Consider the following 22599-nt stretch of genomic DNA (forward strand, 5'->3'; position numbering starts at 1 on the left):
AACCACTTAATTATCTACTGACATTTTCAAAAGATAATTAGACTAGTTTTTACTGACATTTTCAAAAGTTATTGACACAATTTTTCTAAATTTTGCATTATAAACATTATCCCTATTTAAGTGCAGCCATAATCCGGGGATTTGGATAGCTTTGAAGAGTAAATTAGAATAAAATTGTTTAAAATTTAACATATATAGGTATATATATAAAGTAGGATATTCTAAGAATTTAAAGGAGTGTTTATATGAGTAGATTATTTAGTCTTGAAGGAAAGGTAGCACTGGTTACAGGAGCATCATCAGGACTTGGTGTTCAATTTGCAACTGCTCTTGCAAAGCAGGGAGCGGATGTTGCCTTACTTGCAAGGAGAATGGAAAAACTTGAAAAGGTAAAGGCGGATTTGGAAGAGCTGGGAGTAAAAGCTCTGGCAGTTGAATGTGATGTAACTGATGTACAACAGATAAAGGATGCAGTCAAGGAAGTAAAAGATCATTTTGGGAAAATTGACATATTGGTAAACAATGCCGGAATAGGCTTTATGGCACCAGCTGAAGAGCAGTCAGACGAAGACTGGCTTAAGACAGTGGACATAAACCTCAATGGTGTTTACTTTATGGCAAGAGAAGTAGGCAAGATAATGGTTGAACAAAAATACGGAAAAGTCATAAACATCGGTTCAATCCACAGTACTGTAGCAATGATGGGATCAGGAATTTCAGCATATGCAGCAACCAAGGGCGGAGTGAAGATGATGTCTAAAGCACTTGCCACTGAATGGGCTCAGTACAATATTACCGTAAACACAATCGGTCCTGCTTATTTTAAGAGTGAAATGACTGAGGATGTTGTAACAGACAAGTCATTCGAGGCGGTAGTAAAAACCTACTGTCCAATGGGAAGAATAGGTAAGGAAGGTGAGCTTGACGGAGCTGTTGTGTACTTTGCATCAGATGCATCTAGCTATACAACAGGACAGTACCTTGCAGTTGACGGAGGCTGGACAGCAATTTAATAAAATCAGTTAAGAAACTCAAGGAGGCTACAGCTTGTTATCAAGCTGTAGCCTCTTTTTAGAAGAACTCACAATCGGGCGGGCATGGAAACCCTCCCCTACACAGGATTGTTGGACAACTGAAATCTTTTGTTAATAAGAGATATAATGAAATTAGTAAAACAAAAAATCTGATTTTATGGAAAAAAAATTATTATGAACATATAATAAGAAATGAAAAGGAATATCAGGAAATATGGGAGCACATAGAAACAAATCCATTGAAATGGGAAGAAGATGAGTATTATAGTTAATGAACATTCTTTTTATCTAGCGTTGTATAAGTAGACCGATACGACTTAACTTTGGAATCGATACACTTGTAGTTCCTAATTTGAAGGAGGAGTTTTATGTCCAAGTTATTTGCTGTATTCTTACCAATTATTTCTATTGTAATAACCACCCTAGTTATTGTGTTCTATAAAAACAATTCATCTGAAACAACAAGCAAAAAAACAAAGTTTTTATGGATTGGGTTTGGTATTTTGATGTTTTTGGCAGGTGTTGTAGTATTTGTAAGTATTTTAAAAGGACGGTAAAATCATAGGGTATCAAGACACATTCTAAATATTTAGCATCAAAGATTGTAGGGGACGGTTTCCACGCCGTCCCTTAAGTTTCCATGTCACCCTGAAAACATTCTATTGATACAATTTCAGATATGGTGTATAATCAAAACAATTAAAGTTGTCACATGCAAGGAAGCTGGGTGCGAATCCCACACGATCAAGTCACTGTGAATGCAGAGCAAACTCCACGATCTTAAAGATCAGCCACTATATACTATGGGAAGGCAGGGGGGAGCGATGAAGCAAAGTCAGGATATTTGCCGACAATGCTCTCATTTTGTTTTCTTTGACTAAAACAGGTGATAATATCTAGCATGGTTTTTTGCATGTAAGTTTGAGCGTTTGCCGGGAAATATCGGCAAATGCTTTTTTAATGCCCAAAATTTTGAAGGAGGTCCAATACATATGAACAAAAACAAGATACTATCCCTAATACTGTCGATAGCAATAGCAGTCTCAATGGCTTTAGGTGTATATTTTCCAAGTGAAGCCTATGCCAAGAATGAATCGGAAAACATTGAGAAGGTCATACAAGAGACAGCAGACTATATCCTTAAAAACCAAGACGGATTTTCAGATGCCTGGTCAATTATAGGGCTTGCAAGGTATCAAAAGACTGATATGGAAAATCTATCAGATACATATTTAAGCAGCTTAAGAAAAGAATTAAACCAAAAGCAGGGCATCTTGACAACCAGCAAATATACGGAATACTCAAAGACAATATTGGCTCTGACAGTATTGGGAATAGATCCAAAAGATATGGAAGGCTACAATCTAGTTGAAAAGCTTTCAGATTTGGATAAGCTTACAATCCAAGGCATAAACGGTCCGATCTGGGCATTGATAGCTCTTGATTCCAACGACTATTCAGATTTGAGTACAAGGGAAAGCATTATTGAATATATGCTGGAAAATGAAATAGAGGGTGGAGGTTGGTCATTGAGCTCAGAAATCCCAGATGTTGATATAACGGCGATGGTTTTAACCAGTCTTTCAAGGTACAAAGACAGAGCCGATGTTAAACCATATATAGAGAGAGGACTAGAATTTATCTCCAAGGCTCAAAACTCAGATGGAGGATTCGAGACAATGTCAGTAGAAAACGCTGAAAGCAATGCACAAGTAATAGTTGCACTTACATCGCTGGGGATTGATCCAGCGAGCGATCCTGGTTTTATCAAAAATGGCAATAATGTAATAGATAATTCAATCGAAAATTTTTACAATATCTCAGGTGGATTTTCACATCTTAAGGATGGCAAGGAGAATAAGATTGCGACACAGCAATCATTTTACGCTTTGGTTTCATATCAAAGATTCAAACAAGCCAAGGCATCACTATTTGATATGACAGATAGCAACATTATAATAGACAACAACAGTCAGGCAAGCGATGAGCCCAGAAAGAATCCATTTGTGGATATAGAGAACGACCCTGAAAAAACAGCAATAATTGAGTTAAGTATAGAAGGGATAATAAATGGAGTTACACAGACAGAATTTCAGCCAGGTAAAAGCATCAGCAGAGCAGAATTCGCAGCCCTTATTAGCAGAGCCTTAGACAAGGAAGAAACCCATAATCACGGATTTTCAGATGTGAAGGAATCAGACTGGTTCTCGGGATATGTTGGAGCAGCAAAAGCCTCGGGACTGATAAAAGGTTATCCAGACAACACATTTAAACCACAAGACAAGATCACAAGACAAGAGGCATCAATGGTTATCTACAATATTGCAAAAACTATGGATTTGGATACGACAATCTCTGAAACTGAGACAAGGAATTACCTAAGCCAATTTCCAGATTATAGAGAGATCGCCGACTGGAGCAAACAAGCCATGGCATTTGGTGTTAAAGAAAGCTATATTCCAGATAACATAATAGATATTGAACCAAGCAGGGCAGCAACAAGAAGCGAAGTGGCAGGAATGCTATATAGGCTTCTTGAGGACATGTAGGGGATTAGCTTTGGCCAACCGATATAGATGAAAGGAATCGATCGCTATGAGTAAAAGAATATGGATAGGACTCGCCAGCTTTTTTCTGATACTAGTTTTAGTGCTTGGGATTCAGATGCTAAACTCAGGGCCAGCAATGGCACCAGCACCGGAACCTGAACTGGAGAATGCTGAATCCACCCAATCAGGATTTCACCTGGAAGAAGAGCCTGAAATAAAGGCGGCAGAGGAAAAGGAGCCTGATTTGGAGACTGAAGAAATAGATCCAGAGACGCCGGCAGAACTTGAAGAAGCAGCTGAGATACCAAAAGAGCAACCAACACCAACTGAAACAGATGCACAGCAGGCTGCCGAGCCACCAGCAGAAACAAGAGAATCAGAAGAGCCAACCTCAACCGAAGAGGGAGCAAAACATGTAACCCTATCTGTCTCAGTCAAAACGCTCCTTGATAAAGAGGAAGCAATCAACCCAGAAAAGTGGGAGCTGGTTCCTGAGGACGGATGGATATTTCCTGCTCAAAAGGTAGAATTCTATGAAGGTGAATCAGTTTTTAACGTTCTGCTTAGAGAAATGAAAAAGAATAAGATTCATATGGAATATGTTATGACACCCATACATAATTCAAATTATATTGAAGGCATAGGAAACATATATGAGTTTGACTGTGGAGAATTAAGCGGGTGGATGTATTCGGTCAACGACATATCACCAAGCCTGGGGACCAGTAACTATCTACTCAAAGAGGGTGATACTGTTAGATTGCTGTATACATGTGATCTAGGAAGAGATCTGGGATTTGAGTTCGATGAGTAGAGACCCTTTTTACACCTATCACCCAATCATAAACATTATCTTTTTTACAGTAGTAATAACTACAACGGTATTTTTGCTTAATCCAATAATCCTGGTGCTTTCATATTCGGCAGCATTTGTGTATTCGGTCAGGCTAAAGGGAAGAAAGGCACTAAAATTCAACCTCTTGTATATGCTGCCCTTGATGGTCTTTGCAGCAGCAATAAACGTCCTGTTTGTGCATGAAGGGGCAACAATACTGGGCTATTTTAGCAATGGTAACCCAATAACACTGGAATCATTGGTGTATGGTCTCTTTTCAGCCCTGATGATAGGCTCCGTCATAATCTGGTTCTCATGCTACAACGAAGTAATATCATCAGATAAAGTCATATACCTCTTTGGACGAATCCTGCCCAAGACATCACTGATATTTTCAATGGTTTTAAGACTGGTGCCAATGTACAAGGCCCAGATAGGAGTTATCTCAAATGCACAAAAGGGGATAGGCAGAGATTTCCATACAGGCAACTTGTTTCAAAGAGCAAGAAACGGGCTAAAGATCCTCTCAATAATGCTGACCTGGGCACTTGAAAATGGAGTCGAAACATCTGACAGCATGAAGGCTAGGGGATATGGACTAAAAGGAAGAACTAGCTTCTCAATATTTAGGTTTGATGCAAGAGACCGTGCGCTTGCAGTCAGTTTAGGAGCACTGATGGCAGTATTTTCTTATGGTCTGGGAATAGGCAGATTTTACTTTAGGATATATCCAACGGTAAAATGGACAGAACTTACAAAGACAAGCATCCCATTTTACATAAGCATTGCAGTTATTTTCTTTTTACCAATAATCTTAGGGATAATGGAGGACATAAAATGGAAACATTTAAAATCAGCGGTTTAAGCTTCTCCTATCCAGAGGAAAAGACAAGGCAGTTAAAAAATATAAGCTTATCCATTAAACAAGGTGAGTTTGTAACCATATGTGGGGAAAGCAGTAGTGGTAAAAGCACCCTTTTAAGACACTTAAAGCCAGCATTGACACCATATGGCATAAAAAAGGGAGATATCCTGTTCCGGGGACAGCCCATTGAAGAATTTGATTTGCGGACACAGACTTCAAAGATAGGTTACGTACTCCAAAACCCTGAAAATGGGGTAGTCACAGATAGGGTATACCATGAACTGGCATTTGGCCTGGAAAGTCTAGGATATGACAATAACACAATACGACTCAGAGTTGCAGAAATGGCAACATTTTTTGGAATAAGCGATTGGTTTATGAGAAAGGTGACAGAACTATCTGGAGGACAAAAGCAACTCCTGAACCTGGCCTCCATTATGACAATGCAGCCAGAAGTATTGATACTGGACGAGCCCACAGCACAGCTAGACCCATTGGCAGCCACTGAGTTCCTGGATACCATCAAAAAAATAAATCTGGACATTGGGACGACAATAATCATTTCAGAACACAGACTAGGGGAACTATTCCCCATGAGCGACAGGATTCTAGTAATGGATAATGGAGAAGTGATCATAGATGCACCACCAGAAGATGCCAGCGGCATGATTCTGGAATCTGGACATGTGATGGCCAAGGCACTGCCATCATATATGAAAATATTTGCAGCGGTCGAAGGAGAATCAGCCAAGACAAAGAGCTACCCATTGTCAGTAAAAAAAAGCAGGGAATGGCTAAGCGGGAAGGTAGAAGACCGGATAATCAAGCATCCAGAAATTCCGCCGAAAGAACAGTTAGAAGAAAAGACAGAAGCAGCCATGGAATTAGCTGATGTTTGGTTTAAATATGACCGAAACGAAAAAGATGTAATAAGGGACCTGTCGATCAAGATAGAAAAGGGCGAGTTTCATTCGATTGTAGGGGGAAACGGCACAGGAAAAACAACAATGCTGTCAATCCTGGGCGGTTTAAACAAGCCATACAGAGGCAAGGTGAACCTTGATCCCCATACAGCATTCCTGCCCCAAAACCCTCAGGCCCTCTTTGTTGAGATGAGCGTTGAAAGAGATATATATGAAATGCTCAGATCGATTGAAAAGGATATGGAAAAAAGAGAAAAGAAGGCAAAAGAAGCAATAGAATTGCTGGACTTGGAAGATATCCTAAAAAGGCACCCCTATGATCTAAGTGGAGGGGAGCAGCAAAAGCTGGCAATGGCCAAGGTTTTGCTTTTGGAGCCTAAAATATTACTGCTGGACGAACCCACAAAGGCACTGGACAGCCACTTTAAAACAAGACTGGGAAATATATTGAGGGATTTGGTTAAAAAGGGCACCACAATTGTTATGGTATCTCATGACATAGAGTTTTGTGCAGAGTACTCAGACCGGGTCTCACTCATTTTCAATGGTTCCATTATAGCGACAGAAAAACCTCGGGAGTTTTTCTCAGGCAACAGCTTCTACACAACAGGAGCAAACAGAATGTCAAGGCATGTATTCGAAAATGCAGTAACCACGGAGGATGTGATTGATCTATGCAAAATGAATGGATTGTAGAAGACAAAAGATATATTGAGCATCCTGGAATAAGGAAAAGATCAACCATATCTGCATTTATAATATTGGTGCTGATTCCATTGACCATATGGTTTGGGATGGAATTCCTAAACGATAGAAAATACTATTTCATAAGCATGTTTTTAGTGGTATATACCATGGTGCCATTTTTTATGGTATTTGAAAACAGAGACCCTCAGGCAAGGGAACTCATTGTGATATCAGTTCTTGCAGCCTTGGCAGTAATGGGAAGGACAATGTTTTTCATGCTGCCGGCCTTTAAGCCAATGATGGCCATAGTGATAATCTCAGGTATAGCATTTGGTCCGGAAGCAGGATTTCTGGTAGGTTCCATGAGTGCCTTTGTATCAAACTTCTTTTTCGGGCAAGGTCCCTGGACCCCATGGCAGATGTTTGCATTGGGTCTGACAGGATTTCTTGCAGGTGTATTGATTAGAAAAGGTATTCTTAGGAAAACACGACTTAGCCTTTCGATATATGGATTTTTAACGACATTTTTGATTTACGGTGGAGTGATGAACATAGCATCAGTCTTGATGTATACAGAAAGAGCAAATATAAGGATGTTTTTGGCATCATACATTTCAGGAATACCTTATGACCTAGTTCACGCAATTAGCACAGTATTTTTCTTGTATTTTTTATCTGGGCCAATGATAGAGAAGTTGGACAGAATAAGAATAAAGTATGGAATGTTAAGATAGAAGGAGAGGATGATAAAATGTTTAGAAACAACAAAGAGTTTTTAAGGATTACAACACTACTTATGGCAATAGTTATGTTTGCAATGGTGATATTGCCAGTTGCACCCGTGTTGGCAGAGGCCAGCAATCCGCTGTACAGCGAAAAGGCCACTGAGAACATAGACAACCTATATAACGGTTACCGCAATGGAAAAGGTGAAATTGTGGGCAATGGCTATACTGATCTGGATGGATTCATGTTGGGGGTTATCCATCAGACTGGAGCAGATGTACTGAATTGGGATTACAATGAAGAAACTAAGTTGGGAGCATTTCTGGATCAGAAAATTCAAGCTGTAATTGAAGCAGAGGACACAGATCCGGTACCAGCCCATCACCTGGCCAAATTGTACTACGGAACACTTGAATTGAAGAAAACCTCCTTAGCGGCTTCACTTTGGGACATGTTAAAGGCCAGATATGATACTGCAGGTAACGGCACCTTTGGAGAAGATGGCGAGTACAGCCAATATGTCAATTTACCGGCATATGATATCTTGGTTTTAACCGGTAACATTTCAGAATTGGAAAATCCTGAAAACATGGCTACCTATATACTGGATCTGCAAAATGACAATGGAAGTTTTGGAGATTTTCAAAGCACAACCCAGGCTGCAAGGGTACTTAATAGCCTAAAAGATCTAGTTGCTGAGGATAACCTTGCAGCGCTGGATACAGCTATGGATTCTGCACTTGTTTGGATCAAGGATCAGCAAAAAGACAATGGTAGCTATATAAGTGGCGACTGGGATGATCCAATAACAAATTCAGCAGAGACAGTATGGATGATAGATAGATTAAACCTGGATGAGCAAGAATGGCAGTATGAAGGCACATCAAAAGGAGCCATAGAATTTTTAGCTGCAACTGATTATGAGGGAGCGAATATTGCTTCCAATGCATGGGCATTATATGCCTTTATGCTTAAGGATGCAAATCCTGATACAGATGTCGCCGGAGGCGATGCTGAAGAACCACTAGGTACTGTAACAATAAGGATAGAAGGACCGGACTATACAATTTTGCCGAGTACCGAAGTCCAGGTTGAAGGAAACAAGAGCTATTCAGATATAATTGTCGAAAATGCCGTAGAATTGGGATATACAGTTCAGCAACCGGATGGATATATAGGAAGCATCAATGATATTCCTGGACAGACCTATTGGGCTGTAGCTCCATATCAGGAGATATACGCAGACGGAGATTCATTTGTACTGTATGGTGGAGCTTCAGGAAAATTTGGAGAGATTACACTTTCAAAGACGACCGCAGAGCCAGGAGACAGCTTTACAGCCACAGTAAAGTACGATAACGGAGATCCAGTTGAAGGAGCAACAATACTATATTATACAGAGAATAAAATGACATCTCCCACTGCAGTAGATGTTGTGACCGATGCACAGGGCAAAGTGAATCTAAGCATCGATTCAGAAGGCGAATATCAGCTGGCAGCACATAAAATCAATACAGCAGAATATCCAGCGCCTGACAATGGCTTGGTGAGAAGCCTGCCAAAAACAATAACAATAGAAGAATACCAAGAACCACCAGCACCGATCGTAGAAAGAATAAAGGTAGAATTTGCCGTGATAGATGATGATGGCGATGTAATATATGGACCAAAAACAGTTAGACTATATAGTGATGATAGATTTGGATTAACTGCATTGGGAGCACTGGAGGAAACAAGTCTGGATTATGAATCTGAATCAAACGATAGTTTTGTTACAGAGATTGAAAGAATCAAGAATAAAGGTTTAAGTGGATGGATGTATGCTGTCAATGGAAGAGCACCCAGCATTCCAGCGATTGACAAGGAAGTCCGCGATGGAGATGAAGTCCTTTGGTACTATTCAAAATCAGAATCATCAAGGGTACCAAAGTTTCCGGATGAAGAAGATATAGAAGAAGAGATTGAAGAAGAAATAGAAGAAGAACCAGTATTTGTAATTCCACCAAGAAGAACATTTAGCGATGTGGGAGAAGACATCCTTTGGGCAAAAGATGCCATAGAATTATTGGCAGGTCGAGGAATAATTTCAGGAACAGAAACAGGTCAATTCGAACCAAATAGATCAATAAACAGGGCAGAATTTGCAAAGCTGGTAGTTGAAACATTAGGGGATAAATCACTAAGCCAAGGAACAGCAATGTTTTCAGATGTAGATTCCACTAAGTGGTATGCAGACTATGTAGGAAAAGCATTTGCAAAAGGTTTGATCCAAGGAAGCAATGGTAACTTTAGACCAATGGAAAGCATAACAAGAAATGAAGTAGCAGTGATATTACACAGAATGCAGAATGGAGAAGCTCCCTATTATGGTATGATCAGCTTTGCAGACGGAACAGAGATTCCTGCTTGGGCTAGGGAAGCTGTAGCATTTTCAGTGGAAAGAGGCTTGATTACAGGCTACGACGACAACACATTTAGAGGTGAGCAGCCAATGACAAGGGCAGAAGTAGCGGTACTCCTGTACAGATATATACAGATGATGAATTTATAAACACAAGAAAACGCGGAATAAAAACCGCGTTTTTTCACGCTGTTTTGAGCCTGCCGAAGAATCTTTCATATAATCATTTAGCTGAAAAAAACATCGCTAATATGAATATTAAGTCCTAATATAATTTAAGGTATTTCTAGAGGAAAATTCTCTTTCATGTAGAGCGAAGGCGATTTTTTTGCATTAACACTGCTCATGTTACTTAACACAAAATAATGAATTAGAAGTGTCATAAATTAAGTATAGAGACCATATATATACCAACTTTATTAATGTATAATAGCTATAATAGATTGAATTATCTAAATTTACATGTAAGAAAGGGGGCAGAATCACGAAAAAACAGGTGTCTTCGTTTCAAGTATAATTCGCTGACAATGAGTCACGGAGAGATGGTATTACATTTATGGAGATGCTTAAAATTATCTATAAAAGGGAGGAATTTAACTAATGGAATTAGGTACGTATGCTTTAATTGGTGAACGATCTTTATGGGCATTATTGCCACTTGCTACATATCTTGTACTGATTTTTATGGGTAAGAAAGCGTTATCAGCAACACTAGGAGGCGTAGCTGTAGGAATTGTACTTACAATGCTAGGTCCAGGAAGTATTGCAAGAATGTTTGCATCTTCAATGGGATCATTTTTGGCATTGATTGGTTTGATAATTATGCTGGGAAGTGGCTTAGGTGAGTTGATGCTAAAAACCGGTGTAAGCAAGACCATTGTAAAATGGATTATCGATAAAATTGGTGTAAACACTGAGAAGAAAGGAATTCTTGCTATAATAGTATCTTCTACAGTAATTTGTGGACTTTTAGGTACTTTGGCTGGCGGGAATGCAATAATTGCCCCAATAATAATACCTGTTGTTGCTGCAGTTGGCTTGACTCCAAGTACAGTTGGAGCAGTTTTTCAATCATCCGGTGAGACAGGTCTGATCTGGGGACCTTTTACAGGACCTGTAGTAGCACTACTTGCTGTGACAGGATTGTCATATGGACGGATGATGTTATGGGCAGCTTTACCATTTGGAATAATCTGGTTGGTAGTCATCTATTTCGCAGCACAAAGAATACAGAAGAATACAAAAGGCAAAGAGAAATATGATGAAGCGGATACGAATGTTGACGAAGTCGAAATCACAAAGGAAGAAATCCTAACAACAAAAGTATTCAACATAAGTTTTGCTCTACTTATAGGATATGGAATATACACAGGACAGGGAACAAGCTACGCAATATTTGTTATGTTGGCTCTTTCAATTATAATATCGTTAGTAAGTAGGGTAGGCATTGAAAAAGGACTGGGTCATCTGACCACTGGAATGGGAAAGATGGCAAGCATGTTCCTTTTGTTTGTATTTCTTCAAGTAATGTTGGACTTAATAAACCTAGGCGGCGGATTCGAAGCTTTGGGTGATATATTAATGGTAATGGTAGATAATTTGGGTAGAGAAGCATTAATGATCGCTGCAAGCTTTGTTGGTGGATTTGGCGTAGATGGAGCGGCAGTTGCACAGTTGCAAATAACCCACGATATTTTTGCACCCGCAGTAGAAGCATACAGTCTGCCTATGGAAATGTGGGCAATAGCATTGATTGCTGCTTCAAGAATAACGACATCCGTTTACCCAACAGCCAATATGGTAGGACAAATGGGTATTGCAAAATCAAATAACATAAAAGCGATGCTTTTTGGTGGATGGGCAGTATCATTGGCAGCTCTGGTATATATAATTGCCTGGTCGTTTATAGGCATAAGAATATTCTTTTAGGGGAACTAGGTATATGGAAGTGACAGTAATCTGTTAAGATAAGATCCGGGTTACTGTCACTTTGTATTATAATAATATCGAATTGATAAAATTGTTATTACTGAGTTATCTCAATGCAGCTCATTTTATTAAACAAATTAATATGTGCTATAATTAGAATATACTAGATATTGACAAATACAATATGGTAAGGATTAGTCCATAAAAACCACTTTATTGAATATAAAAGAAGCACTCTATAATCAATATATGATAAGTCTGTTAAACTCTCCTTACTAAAATTAGTGATATGAGAGTTTTTTATTTAATAACAATCAATTTTAGCTAAAAGAGAAGGATTGAGGAAAGTTAAAGAATTCTTACGGTTATAGAGTATTGATTGTCTATTATGTAGTAAAATTTGAATAGTGGAGAGATAAATTTGAAAAAACTTAATATTAACAATTGGAATAAATATTTGCAAAGCATAATAGTGGACATAAAAGACTTAACTAATCAAGATACAATATTTATGGATCTTGAAGGAAGAATAATTGCATCAAAAGACTCAAACAGAATCGGTACGGTACATCACGGAGCACTTGAGGTCATAAGAACTGATGAAGAAATAATAATTAAGAGCGATGATCAATATTCTGGAGCGAGAAAAGGATTTAATTTCCCCATCAAGGTAGAAGGTGAGATTATTGGTGTAGTTGGGATAACTGGAGAAAATGAAGAAATCTTAAAATCCGTAAGAATAGTCAGTAGAATGATTGAAATTTTTATCAAAGAAATCTACTTGATGGACATCGAAAAGCACAGCATTAACAAGGATAAAATGTTAATAGAGTCTTTGCTATTCAGCGGAGATTTCTTGCCCCTGAGTAGATTGGTAAATGAAGTCAATGTTTTAGACCTTAAGAATAGAAAACCTAAAAGAATAATTGCTTCAACAGTTGAGGACAAGGATGATAAATACTATGAACTAAAAGAAGAAATATTCAAGATTTACAGAGATTCTGTAAAGTCAACTAATACAGTGGTTTCAATATTTGGTGATTATTTTATTTCAATAATTGATGATAGAAGCATATCATCAATTCAAAGACTATTGAAGAGAACCAAGAAAAAAATATTTATGAAGACAGGGCATGTTGTCATATCCGGAGTTGGGAAACTTAAATCAGAGATATATGATGCAAAAAACTCATATTCAGAGGCTATTGAAGCACTAAAGTGGGGAATTGCTGAATCAAAGGATGACATAATTTTTTATAGTGACCTGGATATTGAAATCTTGTTAAGTAGAGTACCGGTTGATTCTATGAATGAATATGTCAATAAAATAATCGGGGATATGGAGTATGATGATATTGTGGAATACACCAGTCTCATTGATCTGTATACTACGCATAAAGGTTCAATAATAAAGATGGCAGAAGATTTGTATATTCATAAAAATACAGTGCAATATAAGCTAAACAGGTTGACTAAGTTAACCAACCTGGATATGAGAAATTCAGAAGATTATATGAAGTTGAGACTGGCATTGATTTTAAAAAATCTGAAAATGTAAAATTATGGACTTGTACGATGTGAATAAGATTAGCGGAGGTGCGGGATATGTATGATTATATTTTGAAGAACGGCATACTGGTAGATGGGTTAAGAAACAGTCCAATCAAGGCTACCTTGTATATCAAGAATGGACGGATAAAAAGAATATCTGAAGAATGCGATGAAGAAGGAACAGAAGTAATTGACTGCGAAGGAAAAGTCATTGCACCAGGATTCATTGACCTTCATACTCATTCAGATGCATGTGCTCTCAACACTAAAAAGGCTGAAAGTATGATAAATCAAGGAGTAACAATGCAAATTGGTGGTAACTGTGGCATATCACTGATACCAAGTACTCCTGAAAGAAAAGATGAAATAAAGGCATTCTTCACGAGAACAATTGAAATTGTACCGGAGGATAAAAACATCGAATTAAACAGTATGGAAGACTATGTTAAACTATCAAAGATTAATAACTTGGCAATAAACAGTGGACTTTTAGTGGGACATGGGACATTAAGAGCTGCTGTAATCGGATTTGAAGATAAAAAAGCGACTGAAGAAGAAATGGAAGAAATGAAAAAGTTACTGGAAAATGAACTAAAAAATGGAGCTTTTGGAATGTCACTTGGACTGATTTATCCACCAAGCAGCTATGGTGACATTGAAGAATTTGCGGAACTATCAAAAGTAATAAAGAATAATGATGGTATAATTTCAGTTCACATGAGAAATGAAGCTGATGGAGTATTTGATTCAGTGGATGAAATGATACAGGTAGCTGAAAAGTCAGGAGTCCACCTACACATTTCCCATCTCAAACTGATGGGTAAACCACAATGGGGCAAGTCAAAACAACTGCTTAATAAAATTGAGGAAGCACGACAAAGAGGATGTAAAATTACATGTGATCAATACCCATATGAAGCTACTTCAACAGGATTGGCTGCTTTGGTTCCAGGATGGGCTTTGAATGGTGGCAACTCTAAAATGTTGGAAAATCTGGAGTTAAAGGAAGAAAAACTGATCAATGAAATGACGGAAATAATGAACAAAAGAGGAGGTCCGGAAGCAGTAGTAGTTACATCCACCCATGGGTATCTACCTGAAATGGATGGTAAGAGCCTTAATGAAATAGCTAAGATATATGAAACTACCCCAATAGATGCTGCTATCAGGGTATTATTGGAGTGTAAAGGTGAGGTTTCAGCTATATATTTCTCAATGCATCTCGATGATGTATACAATATTATGAAGTCAATGGACATAGCCGTAGGATCAGATGGTATAGATTTCGGATACGACCTTAATTACAATCCCCATCCAAGAAATTTTGGAACATTCCCAAGGTTCTTTCAGACCGTAAGGGAACAAAAGTTGATGCCTTTGGAAGATGCTGTTTATAAAGTATCAGGATTACCTGCAAAAATAATAAACCAAACCGACAGAGGGGTATTAAGAGTAGACAATATCGCAGATGTAACTGTATTTGATTATGATGAAATTGAAGATATGTCCTCATTCATCAAATCACCTGTAAAACCAAAGGGGATTGAATATGTGTTTGTAAACGGAAAACCAGCTTTATTTGATGGAAAGCAGACCGAATACCGTGAAGGAAAAGTTCTATTAAGCAAAGCAGGAGAAGAATAAAACATAAAACCTAATATTATTGACAATGGCGTTAACGCCATTGTCAATAATATTAATATCCGGAATAAAATTAGAATCAAGGGAGGTAGCAATGAAAAGAACTCTAATAAAAAATGTCAAGATTTTCGATGGAACTGGTATCAGGCCGTTTTTTTCTGATGTGTTTATTGAGGATGAAAATATAAAAAGAATAGGTCTGAACATGGAAGTAGAAGATTGTGAAGTGGTAGATGGAACAAACAGAATTCTAACTCCAGGATTTATTAACACACATAGTCATTCCGAGCTGGAAATCTTTAAGTCTCCTGAATTACTTCCCGTAATAGGTCAAGGAATTACAACAGAGGTGCTAGGTCAGGATGGCTCATCAGTGACACCTATTGATGATGAACATCTAAATGAGCTCACAGAGAGTATGACACCACTTTGCGGTAAATTAGATAGACCATATTGGTGGAGAAGCTACAAGGATTACATAGATGCCGTAGAAGAAGTAGATCCTGTAGTTAGATATGTAGGCTTGGTTGGTCATGGTACTGTCAGAATGAGCATTGCAGGGAGTGAAAACAGGGATCTTACATCAGAAGAACTGGAAGAGATGTGTGACATAATCGATAAATCAATGAATGAGGGTGCAAAGGGAGTATCCTTTGGGATGATATATCCCCCAAGCAGCTATGCACCAATCGAAGAATTGATAAGTGTCTGCAAGACGGTTGCAAAGCATGATGGGATAATTATGGTACATACTCGGAATGAAATGGGAAGACTGATAGAATCATTTGAAGAAATGGTATACATAATGAAACAAAGTGGAGTAAGGATGCATATTTCACATCTGAAGGCATTGGGGCATCTTAATTGGGGTAAAGTAATTGAAATATTGGACAGAATGAAAGAACTTAATAACGAGGGATATGACATCACATTTGATCAGTACCCATGGACAGCAGGTAGTACTGGGATGAAGGTTATTGCACCGGGATGGGCTTATGCCGGAGGAGAAGATGCATTTCAAAAACGTCTGAGAGATCCTCAGATGTATGAAAAGATTTTGGAGGAGACAACTGAAGAACTTCGGGTTCGTGGATCAGGAAAAGCAGTTCAAATAGCAGCTGTTCCATTGGAGGAATGGCTATGGATGTGTGGGCTCAGATTGGATGAAGTTGCAATGAAACTTAAGATGGAGGAACCGGAGGCAGTATTACATATACTAAAAGAGACTCGATCCTCAGTTACCTGTGTTTATCATTCAATTAGCGAGGAGGATATACAAAAGGTAATACAAAATCCATATCATACTGTTTGCACGGACGGTATAGTAGGTGAAGTTCCACACCCAAGAGCATACTCGTCATATCCGAGATTTTTAGGAAGATATGTACGGGATTTAAATTTAATCCCTCTTGAAACAGCTATAAAAAACATCACATCAGAACCTGCAAGGAGATTGAGGCTTTGGGACCGGGGGCTTATCAGAGAAGGTATGTCAGCAGACCTTGTTTTAATAGACTATGAAAACATCATTGATACAAATACCTATGCCAATCCAAAAAAGTTACCCAAAGGAATTTTGAAGGTATGGGTAAAAGGTAAGTTGAATTATGAAAGCAAGGAAATATAAGGAATAGCAGCAATTGAATTGGTGAAGAAAACGAATCTATTTTTTAAATTCAGACCGTTTAGGCATAATAGGGGGACTTTAGGATGAATAATCATATATATAACTCCTGGTTGGAAATAAACCTGGATTATCTAAAAAACAATATCGAGCAAATCAGAGGGCACATAGGTACCGAATGTGAAATAATGGCAGTGGTAAAGTCAAATGCATATGGTCATGGTGCTGTTACGATTGTTAAATACTTGCAGAAAAACTGTAATATCAAATATTTTTCTGTTGCTAATATTTGGGAAGCCTTGGAACTAAGAAGAGAAGAAATTGACGCTCCAATATTGGTGATGAGTTCTTTGATGGACAGTCAGCTTGAAGAAGCAGTTAAAAACGACATAACCATAACGTTGTTTAACTCGGAAACTGCAAAGAAAATTGATGAAATAGGAAAAAGAATTGGGAAACGGCCAAGAGTCCACATAAAGATAGATTCCGGGCTAAGAAGGATTGGACTTATCCCAGGTGAAGAATTGCAAGCTTTTGCGGAACAGATTAAGAGCACAGAAAACTTGGACATAGAAGGGGTTTACTCACACTTTGCAGAAAGCGGTAATGAAGATAAAACTTTTACCTATGAACAATTAGGTATATTTAACGAAGGAGTTTCTCAGTTAAGAGAGAATGGAATAGATCCAAAGTATATACACTGTGCTGCATCGCAAGCAATACTGGAGGTGCCTGAAAGCCATTTCAACCTAGTTAGATCGGGAAAATTGACATACGGTTACCATGGTATGAGTCATGAGAATAAGACTATTGAATTAAAGCCAATACTTTCATGGAAGTCAGCCATTACAAATATACTGGAACTAAAAAAAGGTGAAAGTATTGGGTATTCAAGAACTTTCACAGCTGATAAGGATATGAAAGTGGCAGTAGTTTCTGTTGGATTTGGAGATGGCTACAGTTCATTATTGTCAAACAAAGGTTCAATTATTATAAACGGTATTAAAGCACCAATAATTGGCAGAATCTGCATGGATTCAACTTTTATTGATATAACCGGCTTAGATGATGTAAGAATCGGAGATGTAGTAACAATCCTTGGTAGGGAAGGTGACGCAGAAATAACTAAAAATGAAATTTGCAGTATCACGGGACAACAGGTTTCTGAAATAATTGCAAATATTGGCAGAAGGGTAGGTAGATTCTATACAGGAAATTCTTCTAACCAGACAATTTAGATGACCCTTAAATAATGGCTCAATTGATTTTGTTTATAAAATGCTTCTAGGGTGATTTTGAATCAATCTGGAAGCATTTCAATTTGGTAGGAATCTAGAGATACCTATAGTATGAGGAAGAAATTCAAAGTTAATGAGATTATAAAAATTGGGATTCATGGTTATTCAATGTGTACAGGAATTAGCATCAAACATTGTAGGGGACGGTTTCCACGCCACCCCTAAAAACTACAACTCCTTAATCAACTCTGAATAAACCTCACAGGCTTCAACAATCTTATCAACAGCACATCTTTCATCTCGCATATGTGCCAGCTTATATTCTCCGGGACCAAATCCAATTGTAGGCACACCCATTGCAACAGGGGTGATGGCATTTGTACCGAAATCCCAGAAATCAAATTTAGATGGCTCTTCTTTATAGACATTCTTATAGGCACTAATCAAGGATTTGGTCAGCACATTCTCTGTTTCAATTATCCAGGGATTGTGCATTGGCTCATAAACAAGATCCTTGCCCTTCCAGGTTGTATGATGCAAGGTGCCTACCTCCCAGGAAGCATCTTTCCCTTCGATTAGAATGTCCATTTCACTCTTTACCCCTTCCAAGATCTCACCCAATATCAATCTTCTATCCAGATAGATTGAGCATTCACTTGGCACAGCATTAAGGGATGCACTTACACTGGATATATCTGACAAAACCACAGTACCATGAGGAGCATTTTCCACATAAAGAGATTTGTTGAGAGCATCTACTCTGGATATGATTTCGGCCATTTCATAGACTGCATTGACTCCCTTTTCAGGGGCAGATCCGTGAGCAGAAACACCATGTGTAGTAATTCGAATCTGTGCTTTTCCCTTATGGCCTAGTGTTATGACATTGTCACTCGGCTCACAAATAATACAGTAGTCAGGCTTAAGAGATAACTCCTGATATAAGTGCTTAAGGTTCTCGCCGTCACAGAACTCTTCGCACACTGTTCCGGTGACATATACTGTCTTTCCTTCCAGATAACCAAGGTCTCTTGCTTTTATTGCAGCATAAACACTTGCACCTAATGCAGATTTCATATCCACACTGCCACGTCCCCATATGTAACCATCATGGACTTCCCCTGAAAAAGGAGGGAACGCCCAGTCATCCGGGTCATGTACCTGAACAGTGTCCATATGGCTGTCAAAGTGGATAATCTTAGGTCCGTCTCCAATCCTCCCAACAACATTACCAGTAGAATCAATAAACACCTCATCATAACCAAGCTTCTCCATTTCAGATTTTACAAGCTCAGCGTAGTCACCTTCCTCGTCAGTATAGCTTCTTGTCTGAATTGATTTTTTGACAAATTCCAGCAAATCTTTATTTCTATCCATTTCTTGACCACTCCTTTACCATTGATTGATAAGTCATAAACAATTTTATCAGATAAGTATTAGAATTGTCACATTTTTTTTGAAGACAGGGGGACGTTTCATCTGTCTTTTTTGTATACAGGAGAGTCCTACTTTTCAAAAGATGAATAAATAAGCACTCGTACGATTAGGTATCTTAAGTATTTATTTATTATTTTGTCTATTAGGGTATAAACAACAAGAAGTAAAAAAAGCTGGGCTATATAAGGAAACTTTGTAGCTTAAAGAGCTTGAGATCCGCAATTTTCATCTAAATTTTAAAAATCGTATCAAGTGCCGAGGAGGATTGCTATGAAATATGATGAACCTATGTATATCAATGTAGAAAAGGGTGCCCAGGAGGTTGGCGAATCAATCGAGGCTGATATTCGGAATCTTTGTGAGGAGGAGTCTTTTGCGGTTTTGGCTACCCAAGGTGCAGGACAGCCGTATACCTCATTGATAGGATTTGCCACCAGTCGGAATTTGAAGTATCTGGTTTTTGCCACTCCAAGGCAAACCAGAAAATTCACACTCCTAGAAGAGAATCGCAACGTGTCCCTGTTGATTGATAACCGAGCCCATCAACTCAAAAGCCTCAATCAGATCAGTGCCTTAACCGTCACGGGGCAGGTTACTGTACCATCTGATGAGGAAGATATTAAAAAATGGAGAGAAGTCCTGATTCAAAAGCATCCTTATTTGGATACTTTTATTCGGTCAGAAACCACCGCCTTGGTAGTGGTTGAAGTGTCTCGTTATTTCTACGTGCGAAGATTTCAGGAGGTATTCGAATGGACTCCTGAATAGGACAGGGGAAAATAAAATTAATTAATAGGGCAAGTGAGATAGAGTTGCATAACTTTTTCTTGCTTGCCTTTCGCATTCAATATTTATCCTCGATAACTCGACAAACTCTAAATGACAAAAGGCAGAGGAAGTTTATCCTGTTATATGTCATCATCTATGACAAAACTAAAATTGTCAGAAATTTTGGTTGACCCTGCTACATTACACTTGATAGTATTAAAGTGTTAACTGATATGGGGGTATCAGGGTAACAATCCTATTATCGATGGAACGCCGTATGCGATGAAAGTCGCACGTGCGGTGTGGACCTGAACGAAATCCCAAGGCGGATAGTCAGGGATGAAGAAGAAACACCATTATTAGAGTCAGTTACAATTACAGGTGATACCATAGTAGGTGAGGAATTATCCATTGCAGAACTACAACCTGAAGCTTCTGATATCCAATATCAGTGGCAGAAATTCTATTCAGGAAATGGGGCTGCATGGACGGATATTGCTGGAGCAAACTCAAGCACACTTGTTTTGACAGAATCAGAGGTGCTGTATAGTATCCGTTTGATTGTTAGTGAACCAGAAAGTCCATCTAATTCCGTAATCAGTAATGAGCTTGGGCCAGTTTTAACTATAAGCTCAGTTGCATTCACTGAAGGAAATTCTCTTCAGAATGTAGAGATTACTATTTTTGAAGACTCTGAGCGCACACAACAAATAGGAGATACATTAACAACAGATTCAACAGGGGAAGTATCTATTGACTTGGTAGAGGGTACCTACTGGTATTCTGCAAGCATTGTAGGATACTATGATAGTGTAGGTAGTTTCATAGTATCATCTTCAGATTCGCTTATTGAGTTTACAATGAATTTGACAACGGAACCCATATTTTATGAGGATTTTGAGGGAACATTTATTACGATACCAGATAATTGGACGAATCTAGTATTAAGTGGTACTGGATGGATAAAAGGTTCAGAAAGCAATGAATCATTTGTATATCACATTTATAGTCTTGATTATCATGATGCTTGGCTGATAACACCAAAGATTGATCTGCCAAATGTTGATGAAATCAATCTTTCGTTTCGACAAAGCGGAAGTTATTCATCATGGTATGAATATCATGGTATTTGGATTTCTACGACTGATACTGATAGGGATTCTTTTGTTGAAATTTTAGAATTAGGAAGTGCTCCAAACTATAGTTGGGAGGAGAAAACAATTGACATATCTTCCTATAAGGGGGAATCAGTCTATATTGCTTTTGTATATCAGGGAGAATATGCTGACAGATGGAATATTGATGATGTTGAAATAAAATAAATAACTGATTAAGCAAAAGGGACAGGGGGACGTTTCGAGACCACTGAAAAACGATGTAAAAATATGTAAAAATAGCAATAAAAGAGTGTAGAAATAAAGAAAAATCCTCCTTAATTTGGTATAATGTAATTGTCAAGAAAACATAACCAAAAGGAGGATTTTCAATGCTTAGAGATCAAAATAATCAGTTAAGCATCTACTCAATATTATACAATAAAATACCAGAGAATCATACTCTTAAATTACTGGATAACGCTATCGACTTTGGCTTCATTACAAAATCACTGGAACAATCATACAACAAATTTTATGGTAGACCCGCAAAGCATCCAGAACTTATGCTAAAACTATTAATACTCCAATATCTATATAACCTGTCAGATGAAAGAGTCATAGAAGAAGCCTCTTTAAACCTAGCATATATGTGGTTTCTTGGTATCAATCCTGATGAGACATTACCAGACCCAAGTTTACTATCTAAGTTTAGAGTACACAGATTACAGGAAGTAACGTTAGATGAAATCATTGTAGAGATTGTCAGGCAGTGCGTGGAAAAGGGAATTATTGAAGATACAGGGATAAGTATAGATGCAACCCATACAAAAGCAAACACCTTTAAGGCTACTCCAGAGAGGGTAATTAAGCGACTAGCAAATAAGATTTTTAAAACCTATGAAAAAGAAGTAGGCATACTTCCAGAAGAAATCAATCAGAATATCCCAGATTACAAGGAAATATCAGATAATAAAGAGGCTAAGCGAGTAATGAAAGACTACCTGGAATCTGAAATTAATAAGATTGAAAGTTCTATTATCCTAAAAGAGTGTCCAAACACAAAAAAGGTTTTGGAAAATGCGAAACAGATTTTAGAAGATCCAAAATTTATTGAGCAGCGAGGAGTACGCTCTATTGTAGATCAAGATGCCCGCGTAGGGCACAAGAGTAAAACAGATCACTTCTTTGGGTATAAAGATGAGTACATAATTACAACTGAAAATCGAATCATTACAGCCATTACAGTAGCTGATGGAGCATATGTTGATGGTACAAGATTTAATGAATTGATTGA

At 38.1% G+C, this 22599-nt stretch carries 17 protein-coding genes and 1 riboswitch; of the genes, 16 read left to right on the forward strand and 1 reads right to left on the reverse strand.

Annotated features, from left to right (window positions below; genetic code table 11):
- Positions 1-245: 245 nt before the first annotated feature.
- The 13 genes from ACOEN1_RS11420 (at position 246) to alr (ending at position 18003) form a co-directional block, all read left to right on the forward strand.
- Entirely contained in the window at positions 246-1013 is a 768-nt protein-coding gene (locus ACOEN1_RS11420; protein ID WP_422487037.1) for a glucose 1-dehydrogenase, read from the forward strand.
- 389 nt (positions 1014-1402) lie between these two features.
- Positions 1403-1591, forward strand: coding sequence for a hypothetical protein (locus tag ACOEN1_RS11425; protein WP_422487038.1), 189 nt, complete (start codon positions 1403-1405; stop codon positions 1589-1591).
- A 106-nt stretch (positions 1592-1697) separates the two neighbouring features.
- Positions 1698-1900: riboswitch (cobalamin riboswitch) on the forward strand.
- A 126-nt stretch (positions 1901-2026) separates the two neighbouring features.
- Positions 2027-3583, forward strand: coding sequence for an S-layer homology domain-containing protein (locus ACOEN1_RS11430; protein WP_422487039.1), 1557 nt, complete (start codon positions 2027-2029; stop codon positions 3581-3583).
- Positions 3584-3629: 46 nt separating this feature from the next.
- A complete protein-coding gene (locus ACOEN1_RS11435) occupies positions 3630-4397 on the forward strand; it encodes a DUF4430 domain-containing protein (protein ID WP_422487040.1) in 768 nt (255 codons plus the stop codon).
- Entirely contained in the window at positions 4390-5283 is an 894-nt protein-coding gene (locus tag ACOEN1_RS11440) for an energy-coupling factor transporter transmembrane component T (RefSeq protein WP_422487041.1), read from the forward strand. The genes ACOEN1_RS11435 and ACOEN1_RS11440 overlap by 8 nt, the downstream gene beginning before the upstream one ends.
- Complete coding sequence (locus ACOEN1_RS11445; RefSeq protein WP_422487042.1) at positions 5256-6902, forward strand: ABC transporter ATP-binding protein; 1647 nt, start codon at positions 5256-5258, stop codon at positions 6900-6902. The genes ACOEN1_RS11440 and ACOEN1_RS11445 overlap by 28 nt, the downstream gene beginning before the upstream one ends.
- A complete protein-coding gene (locus tag ACOEN1_RS11450) occupies positions 6881-7627 on the forward strand; it encodes an ECF transporter S component (RefSeq protein ID WP_422487043.1) in 747 nt (248 codons plus the stop codon). The genes ACOEN1_RS11445 and ACOEN1_RS11450 overlap by 22 nt, the downstream gene beginning before the upstream one ends.
- A 17-nt stretch (positions 7628-7644) precedes the next feature.
- The gene (locus tag ACOEN1_RS11455; protein ID WP_422487044.1) at positions 7645-10170 is read left to right on the forward strand and encodes an S-layer homology domain-containing protein; all 2526 of its coding nucleotides are present in this window, start codon (positions 7645-7647) and stop codon (positions 10168-10170) included.
- Positions 10171-10620: 450 nt separating this feature from the next.
- The gene (locus ACOEN1_RS11460) at positions 10621-11949 is read left to right on the forward strand and encodes a TRAP transporter large permease subunit (RefSeq protein WP_422487045.1); all 1329 of its coding nucleotides are present in this window, start codon (positions 10621-10623) and stop codon (positions 11947-11949) included.
- Positions 11950-12370: 421 nt separating this feature from the next.
- The gene (locus ACOEN1_RS11465) at positions 12371-13507 is read left to right on the forward strand and encodes a CdaR family transcriptional regulator (protein ID WP_422487046.1); all 1137 of its coding nucleotides are present in this window, start codon (positions 12371-12373) and stop codon (positions 13505-13507) included.
- Positions 13508-13554: 47 nt separating this feature from the next.
- The gene (locus ACOEN1_RS11470; RefSeq protein WP_422487047.1) at positions 13555-15144 is read left to right on the forward strand and encodes an N-acyl-D-amino-acid deacylase family protein; all 1590 of its coding nucleotides are present in this window, start codon (positions 13555-13557) and stop codon (positions 15142-15144) included.
- A gap of 91 nt (positions 15145-15235) precedes the next feature.
- A complete protein-coding gene (locus tag ACOEN1_RS11475; RefSeq protein ID WP_422487048.1) occupies positions 15236-16768 on the forward strand; it encodes an N-acyl-D-amino-acid deacylase family protein in 1533 nt (510 codons plus the stop codon).
- An 83-nt stretch (positions 16769-16851) separates the two neighbouring features.
- Complete coding sequence (gene alr / locus ACOEN1_RS11480; RefSeq protein WP_422487049.1) at positions 16852-18003, forward strand: alanine racemase; 1152 nt, start codon at positions 16852-16854, stop codon at positions 18001-18003.
- Between the two features lie 228 nt (positions 18004-18231).
- Here alr and ACOEN1_RS11485 read toward each other — a convergent pair whose 3' ends face one another.
- Positions 18232-19380 carry a YgeY family selenium metabolism-linked hydrolase gene (locus ACOEN1_RS11485; RefSeq protein WP_422487050.1) on the reverse strand — a complete coding sequence of 383 codons (1149 nt, stop codon included), beginning with the start codon at positions 19378-19380 and terminating at the stop codon, positions 18232-18234.
- A gap of 330 nt (positions 19381-19710) precedes the next feature.
- Between ACOEN1_RS11485 and ACOEN1_RS11490 the strand changes: the two genes are divergently transcribed.
- The 3 genes from ACOEN1_RS11490 to ACOEN1_RS11500 all read left to right on the forward strand — a co-directional run.
- Complete coding sequence (locus tag ACOEN1_RS11490; RefSeq protein ID WP_422487051.1) at positions 19711-20208, forward strand: pyridoxamine 5'-phosphate oxidase family protein; 498 nt, start codon at positions 19711-19713, stop codon at positions 20206-20208.
- A gap of 302 nt (positions 20209-20510) precedes the next feature.
- Entirely contained in the window at positions 20511-21530 is a 1020-nt protein-coding gene (locus ACOEN1_RS11495) for a choice-of-anchor J domain-containing protein (RefSeq protein WP_422487052.1), read from the forward strand.
- A gap of 164 nt (positions 21531-21694) precedes the next feature.
- On the forward strand, positions 21695-22599 hold a 905-nt coding region (locus ACOEN1_RS11500), incomplete at its 3' end, for a transposase (protein WP_422487053.1).

Source organism: Gudongella sp. DL1XJH-153 (assembly GCF_049310905.1).
Taxonomy (GTDB): domain Bacteria; phylum Bacillota; class Clostridia; order Tissierellales; family Tissierellaceae; genus Gudongella.